We start from the raw sequence: 15,112 nt of genomic DNA, 5'->3' as shown, positions 1-15,112 counted from the left end.
CGACGCTTCACCCTATTTTTTCTTTGGTATTACTTGGCAAACGGAGAACCGTTCCTCTGAGATGACTTCCGCTGCTAATTCTTGAATATCATTTAATGTGATTTTTTCTAGCGTTGGAACCACATCGAAAAGATTCATTTCATTAAAGGCATAACGAGTAAATTGATTAGCGATATATTCGGGCGAATTCACCGAACGTAAAAAGGCACCAATTTTTTTCCTTTTCGCTCTTTCCAATTGCTGTTCGGTAAACCTGTTGCTCTTTTTTGCCTCAAGGAGCATTTTTTCTAGCTCATCTGCAAGTTTATCCGGTTCTCCTGTGTCTCCTCCAACCATAGCAAACCCAAACCCTTGTTCCTGTGTATAATCATATGAAAAGGTTTCATCAATTAGTCCTTCACTGTAGAGACGATTATAATTTTCAGAGCTTTTTCCAAACAACAAATCAAGCAACACGTTCATCGTTAACTCATTCTTCAGTAATTCTTCACCGGTTTGATCGACATGAAGTGCTTTGATGCCAAGCAGGGATTTAGATGTTTGCACATTCATCTCCAAGACTTGCTTCTTTTCAGCAGCTTGTGTTGGTTCCGTATCAAATTTCCGTTGGATTTCAGGCATTGCTTTATACTCTTTTTTCGATTGATTTTCTCGAACTTGCGTCATTATCTTACCCGGATCTACAGGGCCAACAATAAATAATAGCATGTTACTCGGATGATAGAAGGTATTGTAACACTCATAAAGCCAATCCTTTGTAATATGGGAAATGGATTCAATCGTGCCGGCAATATCTATTTTAACTGGATGATTTTGATATAAGTTTTGGATTAAACCAAAGTATAACCGCCAATCAGGATTATCATCATACATGGTAATTTCCTGACCGATAATGCCTTTTTCCTTTTCAACCGTTTTTTCAGAAAAATAAGGCTCTTGAACAAAATCAATCAAGGTTTCAAGATTTTTTTCTACATCAGATGTACTTGAAAATAAATAGGCAGTTCGTGTAAAGGAAGTAAAGGCATTAGCAGATGCTCCTTGACGGCTAAATTGCTGAAACACATCGCCATCCTCTTTCTCAAAAAGCTTATGCTCTAAAAAGTGGGCAATTCCATCCGGTACCTTAACATATTCGTCTTTTCCTAACGGAACAAACGTATTGTCAACTGAACCATATTTAGTCGTAAACGTTGCAAACGTCTTATTGAATCCTTTTTTCGGTAAAATATAAACATTCAGGCCATTTGTCATTTTTTCATGAAAAAGCTCTTCTTGAAGCTGGTCAAACGTAATTTTCTCCATTATTCGCCCGCCTCCGTTCCTGTTAAAAAATAAATAGTATCAAGATTGATTTTATTGGCAACAGCAATAATTTCTTCTTTTGTCACCTTTTGCATTTCAGAAATCCAGCTTTCAAGTTTGATATCACTATGTGCAACCACATTATGATAAAGAATTTCAGTTAACCCTCTGGCCGTATCAACGGTTTCCATTATTTGATTCTGAATCACAGCCTTTGTTTGAGCTAACTCCTGATCAGTAAAATCGCCTTTTTTCATAGCTTCCATTTGCTCATGGATAATTCCTACTGCTTGATCATAGTTCTTTAGATCAATCCCTGACATTACCATCATTAAACCTTTATGACTTTCCAAACGGCTCGCAGCGTAATAGGCAAGGCTTGCTTTTTCCCGCACATTGATAAATAGCTTGGAATGTGAAAAACCGCCAAAAATCCCATTAAAAACTTGAAGCGCAAAGTAATCGGAATCTCCGTATATAATATTGGTTCGATACCCGATATTCAATTTCCCTTGTTTTACATCCTGTTCTTCTTTTACCTCGTTTACTTCTGTTCTTTTATTAACGTTTGCTGCTTCTGATTGTTTTGGTTCCCGGCTTTCAAAGTGAAGCAGCTCTTCTGCGAATTTTTTTACTTCATCTTCTTTTACATCACCAATGACATAAAGGTCCATCTCATCCTCTAAAAAGGCCTTTTTGAAATATTCATATAAATTTTCCGCTGTGATCGTCTCAACTCCCTCTGCTTCGCCGTTTACTTGGAGGGCATAGGGTTCTCCTTTACACATTTCTTCTAAAAGGCGCACATTGGAATAACGCATTTTATCATCATAAACCGATTGGATTCGCGACTTAAGTGTCCGTTTTTCTTTGTCCACTGTTTCCCTATCAAACGCATTTCCTGAAATATTGGGGTTAGTTAGAATCTCTGTCAATAATTCAAAGCCTTTTTTCAATAACGGATTGGAATCGCTTAAAAACTTTTCATTGGCAATTTCCAATGAGAAGCTCATAATGTGATATTCACCTTTTTTGGCCAGATCAACAAAAAATGTCGCACCATATAGCTCATCTAAATAAGACCGTAATGCTGTTGTGGTTGGATACTTACCAGAGCTGCTTTGTAATACATGGGGAAGGAGTGCTCTTTTTGTTACATCCGCTTTTGTCAAAGGGGCTTTCATTCTCCACACTATTGTATTCGTTTTATATTTTTCTGTTGTAATGACATGAAGTTTATACCCGCTCATTTCTGTTATTTTTTCCGAAGTGGCATCCATTAACATTCCTCCTTATGTGATAAAGGGCTTACTTAAACATATGTAGACATTTTTCTTTATATCTTTTCCTTGAGAATAAAAGCTATACTCTTAACTATAATTTGAAAGGCTTGCACAATACAAGTATTACCAATTAAAATGCCAAAAGAACCTTCAGTTTTAGTAACTGAAGGTTCCTTTTTTGACCGGTCCCAGGCGACGATAGACGGATGCCTGGAGCCTTTCTACTTAACGATTACCCTTGATGTAGTGTGTACCACTTGCTTTTGGAGCATCGGCACGTCCAATGAAGCCAGTTAAGGCTAAGATGGTTAACACATATGGAGCGATTAATAAATATACGTTCGGAATTCCCTTTAAGAAAGGTAAACTGGAACCAATGATACTAATACTTTGGGCAAAACCGAAGAACACGGCAGCACCTAATGCACCAAGTGGGTGCCATTTTCCGAAAATCATAGCCGCTAAGGCCATGAAACCTTGACCACTAATCGTTGAGTGGCTAAAGTTAGAGGTAATAGATTGGGCATAAACTCCACCGCCAATACCCCCTAGGGCTCCAGAGAGGATTACCCCTAAATAGCGCATTTTTGTTACGTTAATTCCCATTGTATCAGCGGCCATCGGGTGTTCTCCGACTGATCGAAGACGAAGACCAAATGGTGTTTTGAAAACCACGTACCAAACAATGATGGCAACAAAAATAGCTAAGAATGATGTCCAATATGTGTTTTGGAAAAAGATCTTACCAATAATCGGAATATCTTTTAAGATAGGAACATCGATTTTACTAAAGCCTTTACTGATAATACCTGTTTCACCTTTATCATAGATTAACTTAACAAGGAACAAGGTTAAACCTGTTGCAAGTAAGTTAATCGCTACACCCGAAACCGTATGGTCAGCACGGAATGTAATCGCGGCAACTGCGTGTAACAGGGAAAAAATAGCACCTGCAACCATTGCCACTAAGATTGAAATCCAAGGTGTTAAACTTCCAAAGGTAGTTACAAAAGTAAGGTTAAACACAATGGCTGTAAATGCACCAATAACCATTAATCCTTCAAGTCCAATGTTTACTACACCGGATCGTTCCGAGAAAATACCGCCTAATGCAGTGAAGACAAGTGGAGCTGCCCATAATAATGTGGAAGGAACGAGTATCATCAAGATGTCCATTAAACTCAACTTACTTCACCTCCTTCTTACTTAGTCGATCAAGTAACACTCTAATAATATAACTTGAGGCAACGAAGAAAACGATTAGTGCTATGATGATATCAACCAGCTCGTTTGGAACCCCAGATTCAAGTGGCATGTTCAAGGCGCCTACTTTTAATACACCGAATAGAATAGCAGATAAAAATACACCAAAAGCTGTATTGCCGCCTAATAATGCAACCGCGATCCCGTCAAATCCAACCCCGGTAAATCCACCTTTAACAGCAGCATAACCAAATGTTCCTAATCCTTCCATTGAGCCTGCAAGACCTGCAAATGCACCGGAAATTACCATAGATAGTATGATGTTTTTATTAACGCTCATCCCCGAATAGTGTGCAGCATGCTGGTTAAACCCAACAGCTCTTAATTCAAACCCTCTAGTTGTTCTCTCAAGTAAAAACCACATAATAAAACAACAAATAATAGCAATTACGATCCCCCAATGAAGACGAGAGTAATCTGTTAAGCTTTGTAACCACTCTGAACGTAATGTTGCTGACTCGTGGATCATTTCTGTTTTATCGCCACTTTTTGATGCTAAAAGGTTTCTTATGATATAGTTCGTAACATGTAGGGCAACATAGTTCATCATAATTGTTACAATAACTTCATGGACGCGAAAACGTGCTTTTAAAAATCCAGGGATAAACCCCCAAAGCGCACCGGCAATCATCGCAGCGAGAATGGCTAGTGGTAAATGAATAGCACGAGGAAGATCAAAAGCAACCCCTACCCATACCGCAGCAAGCCAGCCAACGATAAATTGTCCTTCAACCCCGATATTAAATAAGCCAACACGGAAAGCAAATGCAACCGCTAATCCGGCTAAAATATAGGGAGTAATCTGTCTGACTGCTTCACCAAAAGAATAGATATCACCAAATACCCCATTCCAAAGTGCTGAAAAGGCTGAAACAGGATCATATCCACTCACTAACATGATAATTGTTCCAACCAAAATTCCTAACAAAACGGCAATAACGGGAGTTAATAAACCCTTTAAGCGTTTAGACATGTGTTCCTTCACCCGCTTCCTTTCTATTCGAACCGGCCATCAGCAATCCAAGCTCCTGCTCCAAGGTTTCTTTTGGATTTACTACAGCAACAATTTTCCCCTCGTAAATAACTGCAATCCTATCGCTAACGTTCATAATTTCATCTAGCTCAAATGAAACCAACAAGACAGCTTTTCCATGATCACGCTGTTCTATTAGGCGTTTATGAATAAATTCAATGGCTCCAACGTCCAAGCCCCTTGTAGGCTGGGCTGCAATGAGTAAATCAGGATTTCGATCAACTTCACGCCCAATAATTGCTTTTTGCTGATTCCCCCCCGACAAAGCCCGTGCCAAAGTAAATTCGCTTGGTGTTCGAACGTCAAACTCTCCAATTAGTTTCTTAGCCTGTTTATATATTTCTTTAAAATTTAAGATCCCACCGCTTGAAAATGGCTTTTTATAATAGTTTTGTAAAACCATATTTTCTCCAATCGGAAAATTCAACACTAAACCATGTTTATGACGGTCTTGTGGAATATGGCCAACACCGGATTCGGTGATTTTTCTTGGGGTAAGATGGATCAATTCTTTTCCATTGACTTTAACGCTTCCACTTTCTGATTTCCGTAAACCCGTAATGGCTTCAATAAATTCGGATTGTCCATTCCCATCAACCCCGGCAATTCCAACAATCTCTCCAGCTTTTACCGAGAGATTAAGACCATTTACAACAGTAACTCCACGGGAATCTTTCACAACCAAATCTTGGATTTCAAGTACATCCTGCTTAGGTGATGCCTCTATTTTCTCTGTTTTAAAAACAACTTCACGACCAACCATTAAACTTGCAAGTTCGTTGGGATTGGTTTCACTAACATTTACTGTGCCGATGCCTTTACCTTTTCGAATGACCGTACAACGATCGGCAACTTCCATAATTTCTTTTAACTTGTGGGTAATCAGAATAATGGATTTTCCTTCTTTAATAAGTGTTTTCATAATTTGAATAAGTTCTTTGATTTCCTGTGGTGTTAATACAGCTGTCGGTTCATCGAAAATAAGAATTTCAGCACCACGATAAAGTGTTTTTAATATTTCAACCCTTTGCTGCATACCGACAGTTATATCAGAGATTTTTGCCTGCGGGTCTACAGATAGACCATAGCGTTCAGAAATCTCACGAACCTCTTTTTCTGCCTTTTTAATATCAATGCGGCCACCCGTTGTTATTTCGCGACCTAAAATGATATTTTCTGTAACAGAAAAAGTATCAACTAACATAAAGTGCTGGTGCACCATTCCAATCCCTAAATCATTTGCAATATTTGGGTTTGTAATATTTACTGGCTGGCCTTTTACACGGATTTCCCCTTGTTCTGGCTGATATAAACCAAAGAGGACATTCATTAGTGTCGATTTACCTGCGCCATTTTCTCCGAGTAAAGCATGAATCTCCCCTTTTTTAAGCTGAAGGGTAATGTTATCATTCGCAACGAAACCGCCAAATTCTTTACGAATGTTGAGCATCTCAATAACGTAATCCATTTTTTCTCACTCCCTGTTAAAAGATAAAAGGAAATTTTGACCAGAAGTAGTAAGAGGTCAGACCTTTTCAATTTTTTAAAAAATAGGGATAATCCCCCTACTGAAATCTTAAATGAAAAGTAGAATGAAAATTCTACACTTCAGTTAGGAATTCATTAAGAAGGAATAAGCGGGTAATGTAATGTCCACGCTTATTCCTAATCAAACATTATTTTACACTAAATGTTTTTAATTCATCACGGGTTCCTGGAACTTTTACAGAACCTGATTTAATCTTTTCGATCCATTCTTTTACAGCGGTATCAATCGCATCTTTTTGATCAGCTTTGGCATTGATTGGAGCTAAACCAACTCCATCTTCATGTAAACCGTAAAGGGCAACCTCTCCACCAGGGAAATTACCATCCATTGCTTTCTTAGAAAGGTCTTTAACCGCATTATCAACACGTTTAAGAGCAGATGTAAGAACGATATCTGGACCCATGTTTGCTTGGTCACTATCAACACCGATTGCCCAAATTTCACGTGACGGATCTTTTTTCTTTAAGTCATTCGCTTCTTTGAACAATCCCACACCTGTACCACCAGCAGCGTGGAATACAACATCAGCGCCAGAAGAATACATTTTAGAAGCAATTGATTGACCTAGTTCAGCTTTATCAAAAGCACCTGAATATTGAACATCTACTTTTGCTTCAGGCTTTGCAGCTTTAACACCTGCTAAGAAACCAGTTTCAAAGCGTTCAATAACAGGGATTTCCATTCCACCGATGAAGCCGATGTGATTGGATTTAGTTTGAAGCGCCGCTGCTACACCTGCAAGGAATGCAGCCTCTTGCTCTTTAAAAAGAACACTTGCAACGTTCGGTTGTTTAACTTCTGCATCAATAATGGCAAAGTTAGAATCTTTTTGTTGCTTTGCAATTTCTTCCACTGCTGCTTGCATTAAGAAGCCAATTCCGAAAACTAAGTCAAAATCTTCACGAGCTAGTTTATTTAAGTTTGTAGAGTAATCAGCATCTGATTTTGATTGAAGGTAATCAAATCCGCCTTTTCCTTTTGTAAGGTCATTGTCCTTACCAAAAGCTTGAAGACCTTCCCATGCAGATTGGTTAAATGATTTGTCATCAACACCGCCGACATCAGTTACCATTGCTACAGAGAAAGCTTTTTCTTTGTCTCCGCCTTTAGTTGTTTCTTCTTTACTTGTGTCATCACTTTTTCCACAAGCACCTAAAAGTGTCCCAGCAGCAAGAACTAGTGAAAGCGCCATTCCAATTTTACGCTTTTTCATGGTATTGTACCCCCATTTGAATATTGTTTGTTTGATTAAGTAGAAAATAATAAAGCGAGATCTGATTACGTTTTCAGAAGGTAGAAAAAAATTTAAATTCTTTTCCTTAAAACATGAAAACTAAATTTATCCGCTTTAAAGTAGTTTACCGAAAAAAGGACAGGTTCATCCATTTCGTCGAAATGCATTTGTTTTAACACTAACAACGCTGTTTCTGGATCACATTCTAGAATGGGGGAAATTTTTTCATGATAGCCTAGAGGCTCAATTTGAGCAACCGCGTATGTAATTTTACGATTGGCCCCTTCATCTAGAATCTGAAAAATAGATTCTTTCTCATGTGAAAATGTCTCTGGCAAAACGCGTTCTAATACCTTGTCAATACAATAAACAACAGGTTCCCCGTTTGCGGTCCTTACCCTTTCCATCACGAATATTTCCTCACTATCAGAACATGCGAAACGGCGAATATCTTCTTCGGTCGGTTCTAGAGTTGATGAGCTTAAGAAAATCGTACCTGGTTTCATTCCAGCTTGTTTAATCATGTCAGTAACACTATTTAGTTGTTCAATCCCTGACGTAAACATTGGCTTTGCATTAACAAAAGTTCCAACACCATGGCGCCTAATGATAACGTTTTCTTCCTCAAGAATACGAAGTGCTTCCCGAAGCGTTGCCCTGCTTACACCAAGCTGTTTGGCAAGATCGAATTCAGAAGGTAACTTTTCTTTTTCTTTGTAAATCCCTTCTTCAATATCCTGCTTTAACCGATCGATCACTTGTAAATATAAATGCCGGTTATCTGACTTAATAGACATGCCGTTTCCTCCAGCCTTTTTCCTGAGACATCAGACCTCTGATATCATTCCTACTAATCGAAGTTTATAGTACCATTATTTTTGGGATAAATAAATAGAAATTCTCGATTTTGTCGAAAAAAGGTCGAAAGATGAAAATTGTTATAAAAATGTAGGTATTTTCATTCAAAAATCTGTTATAATAAAACGCTTTCAATTAATTAATGTGGGAAATTAGTAGGAATTCTTCTTGATACAGGCATCCACCTCCTATTACTATAGTATCAGATTTCTTGAAAATTAGTATGAAAAAAAAGAGCCAAACAGCTCTTTTTTTCAATCAATTATGAACTCTGTTCTTCATTTGGCTTGGTTTGTAATACTGCGCGAGGTTTACTTCCCTCGTATGGGCCAACTACACCGCGTGCTTCCATCTCATCTATCAGACGAGCGGCTCTTGTGTAGCCGATTCGGAAGCGGCGCTGCAGCATGGAAACGGACGCGGTTTGCATATCAATGATTAAATCAACTGCCTCATCATACAAATCGTCATCGACTGCACCAGTTATTTCCGGAATATCATCAGGAATCATCTCTTCTTGGTACTGCGCTTTTTGCTGTGAAATAACATATTCTACTGTATCTTCAACCTCTTGATCGGAAAGGAAAGCGCCTTGAACCCGAACAGGTTTGGATGCTCCCACCGGTAGAAATAACATGTCGCCTCTTCCAAGCAGCTTTTCTGCCCCGCCCATATCCAGAATGGTTCTTGAATCGGTTGCACTTGAAACGGCAAAGGCAATTCTTGACGGAATATTCGCTTTGATCACACCAGTAATAACGTCTACGGATGGCCTTTGTGTTGCAATGATTAGATGGATACCCGCAGCACGAGCCATTTGTGCAAGCCGGGTAATAGAATCCTCGACATCTGATGAGGCAACCATCATTAAGTCAGCCAACTCATCAACAATGACGACAATATATGGTAATAATGGCTGCTTGTCATCTTCTTCAAGATTATGTTTTCTCACATGTTCATTATAACCTTCAATATTACGAGTTCCAGTATGGGAAAACAGTTCATAGCGGCGTTCCATTTCACTTACTACTTTCTTTAAGGCTTGCGAAGCTTTTTTGGGGTCTGTTACAACTGGCGCAAGCAAATGGGGAATACCATTATAAACATTCAATTCAACCATTTTTGGATCAATCATCATTAATTTTACTTCGTGAGGCTTTGCCCTCATTAATACACTCGTAATTATGCCGTTTATACAAACACTTTTCCCGCTACCTGTTGCTCCTGCTACAAGTAAATGGGGCATTTTGTTGAGTTCTGCCAGTACAGCTTCACCGGTAATATCCCGCCCTAGTCCAATTAAAAGTTTAGCATCCGGTTTATCATTTTGCGTAGCTTCTAATACCTCTCGTAATGAAACCATCGCAACATCAGAATTTGGTACCTCGATGCCTATCGCAGATTTTCCGGGGATAGGAGCTTCAATCCGTATCCCTTTTGCTGCAAGGGCTAATGCAATATCATCACTTAAGCTGACAATTTTGCTAACCTTTACACCAACATCTGGATGTACCTCATATTTCGTGACAGCTGGTCCTAAATGCACCTGTGTGACACGTGCTTTAACGCCAAAGCTTTGAAATGTCCTTTCAAGCTTTGCCGCATTTGCGTGGATGAGCTCATATTCACCACTTTGGTCTGTTTTCTTTGGAGCCTTTAGCAGTCTAAGTGGTGGTAATTCATAGGCAGCATTCTCTACTTCTGTAAATCTGATTGGTGGAGTATGATCGTCTTCGCTATCTTGCGGCTTCCCTTTTTTTTCTTTGGTTTGTTCTTTCGGCATTTTATCTTTTGGTGCTTCTTGCACATAAGCCCGATCAGCGAAACTTGAAATGATAGGTTCAGGAATTCTCGTTTCCTCCGGTTCTGGCTGCTGTCTGATTGTGACGGGATTTATCTCGTTTTGGCGATTTTCCCTTATTTGTTGCCTTTGCGATTTTTTTTCATTTTTTCGTTCCTCTTGTTTTTGCTTCCAGGCAGCCATATCAGTTTTAAAGGCGTCCCATTGATTTTTTGAAAAATCAAATAGGGTAATCACAATTTTCCCGACAAAATCACCAAATGATTTTCCAGTAAGTAATATAATACCGATTAAAACAAAAATAAAAGCAATAATTTTTGTACCCGTTTCTGCAAATAAGTAATGAAAGAGAGCAAACAAGATCGCACCGAGAATCCCCCCGCCTAGATCATGCGTTGTAGTCGTTTCTCCCCTTACTTCCATTAAAAACAATTCCCATGTATTCCCAATTACACTAGGATCTTTAAATTTCCCATTATTAGTCAGCAAGTGGAAAAGGGTAACATGGCTTAGTAGCAGAATAGCCGATACAATAAAATAGCCGCCAACTAATTTGATATGGAAGAAATATGGAAGAGTTCTTTTCCACATCAAATATATGCTTAGTACCACTAATCCAAGTAAACTCAGCATATACCATTCTCCCATCCAAAAACGGAAGAAGAGTACGGTTGCTTTGCCAACCGCTCCAAGCTTCGCAATCGAAATAATCGTTAATGCCAAAAGGCATAGTGCTGATAATTCATATTGAACAGTCCGTTTTAAATGGTTATCTCTCTTTTTTGGTTTTCTTCTCTTTTTTTTGCCATCTAATCACCTTGTATCGTTCAGTTTGGTCTATTATTCCTATCATATCATCCATAAATCATTTGGATAAAAGGAAAGCAGCCCCGATGGCTGCTCTAGTCTTGCATTGATAATTATACCATAATCTACTAGTGTCATGCGGATAATCCTTAAAGGTCACCGAAAGAAATTTTTGCACCAGGGTATATCTGATCATTCATAAAATGTTGCGGGTCACTGCTTAGGATGCGTAAAACCTGGACATTTTGTGGATCTGCACATTCTACTAAAAGTGGAATCCCCTGATAGGTCATCGTTTGTTGTTTGCTTGTAGTTTCTGCTTCATATGGAAACACAAGTTCATTTGGCATTATCGTATATAATATCATTGAATCAGCCCCTCATTATTTTCTTTTTGGAGATCAATCATTTCATTTAACTTTTTCATCGCAGGGCCCAATCCCCCTACCTCATCAATTAACCCGGATTTTACGGCATCAATTCCGATAACGTTGGTCCCGATATCCCTCGTTAAATTCCCCTTCGCAAACATTAAATCCTTGAATGTTTCTTCCGTTATCTTGGAATGTTTGGTGACAAAATTAACAACTCGCTCTTGCATTTTATCCAAATATTCAAAAGTTGCTGGGACTCCAATAACTAGTCCTGTCAAGCGAATCGGATGGATTGTCATTGTTGCAGTTTCCGCTATAAAGGAATAGTCACAGGAAACAGCAATCGGAACCCCAATGGAATGGCCACCGCCAAGTACAATTGAAACGGTTGGTTTTGAAATAGATGCAATCATTTCAGAAATAGCAAGTCCCGCCTCGACATCCCCGCCAACGGTATTTAAAACAATTAGAACCCCTTCAATTTTTGGGTTTTGTTCAATTGCCACAAGCTGTGGAAGTAAGTGTTCATATTTTGTTGTTTTATTTTGCGGCGGAAGAGCCATATGTCCTTCTATCTGGCCAATTATCGTTAAACAATGAATTCTAGAGTCTGCTGAAAGCTGCGGCACATTGGTTTGTCCAAGCTGTTGTATTTTCTCTATCAATCCTGAAGAAGACTTTTCTTCTTTTTGAGGCTCTTGTCCTTCTTGGTTTTCCGTATTTTTCTGTATATCATTATTCATCCTAATACTCCCTTCAAGCATGATATATGTTAGTGTTTACCTTTACTATAATTTCATGCCATCAGGATGCAAAAAGGTACAGGGAGAAAAATCCCGGTACCTTTCATTTCTTTCCATTTATACTTCCATAATAATTGGAAGAATCATTGGTCTTCTTTTTGTCTTTTCATATAAAGATCGATTTAATTCATCTCTTATTTCCTGTTTCAGGCTTGCCCATTCAAATGAACCTTTTGCCGTATTTCTCTCCACGATTTCCCTTACTAATTTCGTAGAATCATCCATTAATTTTTCTGATTCCCGAACGTAAACAAATCCTCTTGAGATGATTTCTGGCCCAGCTGCTATTTTCTTTTCTTGTTTCGTTAAGGTAACTACCACAATTAAAATCCCATCTTGTGATAAGAGCTTCCTGTCTCGTAATACAATATTTCCAACATCCCCCACGCCAATACCATCAATAAGGACATTTCCTGATGGAACCTTTCCAGTAATGGATAATGTTCCTTCCTTCCATTCCAAGACATCACCACGGTCAGGAAGGAATATTTGCTCATCGGAAAGGCCGCATTCAAGGGCTACTTTTCGATGTGCCTTCAGCATCCGATATTCACCATGAACCGGTATGAAAAATTTCGGTTTCATCAAATTTATCATAAACTTTAGTTCTTCCTGACTTCCATGGCTGGATACATGAATCGTTCTTTTCCCGGAAATGACATTGGCCCCTGCCCTAAACAGCATGTCGATTGTTTTGAAAATAAATACTTCACTTCCCCTTAATGGTGAAGCAGCAATTAAAACCGTATCCCCTTTCTGGATATTTAAAAGTTTGTGTGTTTGCTTAGCCATTTTCTGCAGAGCCTCAATTGGTTCTCCCTGACTACCCGTCATTAAAACAACGATTTCACGGTCTTGATATTCTTTTATCTCACTTACAGGAATAATGGCATCATCCGCTACTTCCAAATACCCTAAATCCAGGGCAATGTGATAAATTCTTTCAAGGCTTTTACCTACGACTGCGACTTTTCTGCCATTTTCTTTTGCCGCATCAAAAATATGCTGAATTCGGTTAATATCGGATGCAAAACAGGCAGCAATAATTCGTCCTGGTGCATTATAAAAGGCATTGGACATTTCGCGTTCAACAATGGCTTCAGATGTGGTGTATCCTGGTCTTTCAGCTTCGGTACTGTCAGAAAGTAAACATAATACGCCCTGATCCCCGATTGCAGCCATTTTCCCAATTTCAGGTTTGTAAAGTTTCGTTGCAGCCTGATCAAATTTAAAATCACCTGTATAAACAATAATTCCCTCAGAAGTATGAATACACACACCGACAGAATCAGGGATGCTGTGATTAGTTTTGAAAAAGCTAACTTTTACAGCATCTAATTCCACAATTGTATCCGAAGTAACCTCAATTAAATTTGCGGTAGTGCCAAATTCTTGCTCCTTAATCTTCGCCTGTGCAAGAGCAAGCGTTAATTTCGTTCCATAAACAGGTACATTGACCTGACGAAGCACATAGAAAAGCGCACCAATATGATCTTCATGACCATGTGTTAAAAAAATAGCCTTTACCCGTTCTTTATTGTCTTTTAAATAGGTTAGGTCAGGGATGACCATATCGATACCCAGCATTTCTTCCTCGGGGAACATGATGCCGGCATCAATGATAAATATGTCCTTGTCCACTTCAACAAGATACATATTCTTTCCGATTTCTCCAATACCACCAAGTGTTATAAACTTAATGGAAGTATTCATTTTCTTTATCAATTTCTGTTTCCTCCTACAAGCTGTTTAGCCGATCGAGACCAGTTAAAATCATTATACTTGAAAATTGAAAACCTTTACAACCAATAATTGAAGAAAAAAAGAGCCTTCCGATCTCTATATCGGTTGGCTCTAGGACATATTACTTGTTTTTTAATAAAGAAATCAATATTGATCGTTCTTGTTCAGTTAAACCAACTAGCGGCAGTCTGACAGAACCGACGTCCAATCCCGTTACCTGCAATGCCGTTTTAACTGGCGCGGGACTTGGAGCAGCGAAAAGCCCCTGCATAATTGGCAGCAAATGCTGATGGATTGTGGCAGCCTTACTATTTTCTCCCTCAAAAAAGGCTTTGACCATTTCTTGCATTTCATTCCCAATCACATGTGAGGCAACAGAGACTACACCAGCCCCGCCAATGGCAAGAACCGGGAGTGTTAAGGCATCATCCCCGCTATATAGAACAAAATCCTCAGCAGTGTTAGCAATGATGTGTGTCATGGCATTTAAATCCCCACTTGCTTCCTTTACAGCCACAATGTTAGGGACATGTGACAGGCGGATAATCGTCTCGGGAAGAATATTAACAACCGACCTGCCGGGTATGTTATACACCATGACCGGAAGGGTTGTTGCATCTGCCACTGCTTTGAAATGCTGATATAAGCCTTCTTGATTTGGTTTATTATAGTATGGTGCAACAACCATTATGGCATCTACACCAAGCTGCTCTGCTTTTTTAGTCAATTCAATAGATGCATAAGTATTATTACTTCCAGTACCTGCAATGACGGGAACACGCTTTTTAACCGCTTTTACAACATGAGCAAATAAGGCCAACTTTTCTTCTTTTGATAGGGTTGGTGATTCACCTGTCGTTCCCGCAATCACCAGGGAATCTGTTCCATTTTCTATCAGATAATTCACTAATTGAGTGGTTTTAGCAAAGTCAATATGTCCTTTGTTATCAAAAGGGGTAACCATTGCCGTGGAAACTCGCCCGAAATGAACCATTTTCCTACTCCTTTCCGTACAAAACCAATATGGCGCTCAACGCAACCATCTACCTTGAAAATTAA

The 15,112-nt window shown here is 39.0% G+C and carries 12 protein-coding genes; all 12 read right to left on the bottom strand.

What is annotated here, in order from left to right; genetic code table 11:
* Nucleotides 1-12: 12 nt before the first annotated feature.
* A complete protein-coding gene (yfmH, locus tag RCG19_RS18285) occupies nucleotides 13-1,305 on the bottom strand; it encodes an EF-P 5-aminopentanol modification-associated protein YfmH (protein WP_308108262.1) in 1,293 nt (430 codons plus the stop codon).
* The gene (yfmF, locus tag RCG19_RS18280) at nucleotides 1,305-2,585 is read right to left on the bottom strand and encodes an EF-P 5-aminopentanol modification-associated protein YfmF (protein WP_308108261.1); all 1,281 of its coding nucleotides are present in this window, start codon (nucleotides 2,583-2,585) and stop codon (nucleotides 1,305-1,307) included. Before yfmF ends, yfmH begins: the two co-directional genes overlap by 1 nt.
* A gap of 228 nt (nucleotides 2,586-2,813) precedes the next feature.
* On the bottom strand, nucleotides 2,814-3,773 hold the full coding sequence (locus RCG19_RS18275) for an ABC transporter permease (protein ID WP_166238084.1): 960 nt from the start codon (nucleotides 3,771-3,773) through the stop codon (nucleotides 2,814-2,816).
* Between the two features lies 1 nt (nucleotide 3,774).
* Nucleotides 3,775-4,824, bottom strand: a complete 1,050-nt coding sequence (locus RCG19_RS18270) for an ABC transporter permease (RefSeq protein ID WP_166238082.1) — start codon at nucleotides 4,822-4,824, stop codon at nucleotides 3,775-3,777.
* Nucleotides 4,817-6,352 carry an ABC transporter ATP-binding protein gene (locus RCG19_RS18265; RefSeq protein WP_308108260.1) on the bottom strand — a complete coding sequence of 512 codons (1,536 nt, stop codon included), beginning with the start codon at nucleotides 6,350-6,352 and terminating at the stop codon, nucleotides 4,817-4,819. Before RCG19_RS18265 ends, RCG19_RS18270 begins: the two co-directional genes overlap by 8 nt.
* A 208-nt stretch (nucleotides 6,353-6,560) precedes the next feature.
* Nucleotides 6,561-7,646: a BMP family lipoprotein gene (locus RCG19_RS18260; protein WP_166238078.1), complete on the bottom strand. Its 1,086-nt coding sequence runs from the start codon at nucleotides 7,644-7,646 to the stop codon at nucleotides 6,561-6,563.
* 92 nt (nucleotides 7,647-7,738) lie between these two features.
* Complete coding sequence (locus tag RCG19_RS18255) at nucleotides 7,739-8,464, bottom strand: GntR family transcriptional regulator (RefSeq protein ID WP_308108259.1); 726 nt, start codon at nucleotides 8,462-8,464, stop codon at nucleotides 7,739-7,741.
* Nucleotides 8,465-8,787: 323 nt separating this feature from the next.
* Nucleotides 8,788-11,049, bottom strand: coding sequence for an FtsK/SpoIIIE family DNA translocase (locus tag RCG19_RS18250; RefSeq protein ID WP_308108258.1), 2,262 nt, complete (start codon nucleotides 11,047-11,049; stop codon nucleotides 8,788-8,790).
* 233 nt (nucleotides 11,050-11,282) lie between these two features.
* Complete coding sequence (locus RCG19_RS18245; protein WP_308108257.1) at nucleotides 11,283-11,501, bottom strand: YlzJ-like family protein; 219 nt, start codon at nucleotides 11,499-11,501, stop codon at nucleotides 11,283-11,285.
* Nucleotides 11,498-12,250 (bottom strand): ClpP family protease, encoded by a 753-nt coding sequence (locus tag RCG19_RS18240; protein WP_166238070.1) that lies wholly within the window; start codon nucleotides 12,248-12,250, stop codon nucleotides 11,498-11,500. The genes RCG19_RS18245 and RCG19_RS18240 overlap by 4 nt, the downstream gene beginning before the upstream one ends.
* Nucleotides 12,251-12,367: 117 nt before the next feature.
* Nucleotides 12,368-14,023, bottom strand: a complete 1,656-nt coding sequence (locus RCG19_RS18235) for a ribonuclease J (RefSeq protein WP_374049622.1) — start codon at nucleotides 14,021-14,023, stop codon at nucleotides 12,368-12,370.
* A gap of 151 nt (nucleotides 14,024-14,174) precedes the next feature.
* Nucleotides 14,175-15,047: a 4-hydroxy-tetrahydrodipicolinate synthase gene (dapA, locus tag RCG19_RS18230; protein ID WP_308108255.1), complete on the bottom strand. Its 873-nt coding sequence runs from the start codon at nucleotides 15,045-15,047 to the stop codon at nucleotides 14,175-14,177.
* Between the last annotated feature and the right edge of the window lie 65 nt (nucleotides 15,048-15,112).

Origin of the sequence: Neobacillus sp. OS1-2, from assembly GCF_030915505.1 — a bacterium.
GTDB lineage: Bacteria > Bacillota > Bacilli > Bacillales > Cytobacillaceae > Neobacillus.
Note: the sequence above shows the minus strand (reverse complement) of the source record. Positions and strands in the feature narration are given on the sequence as shown.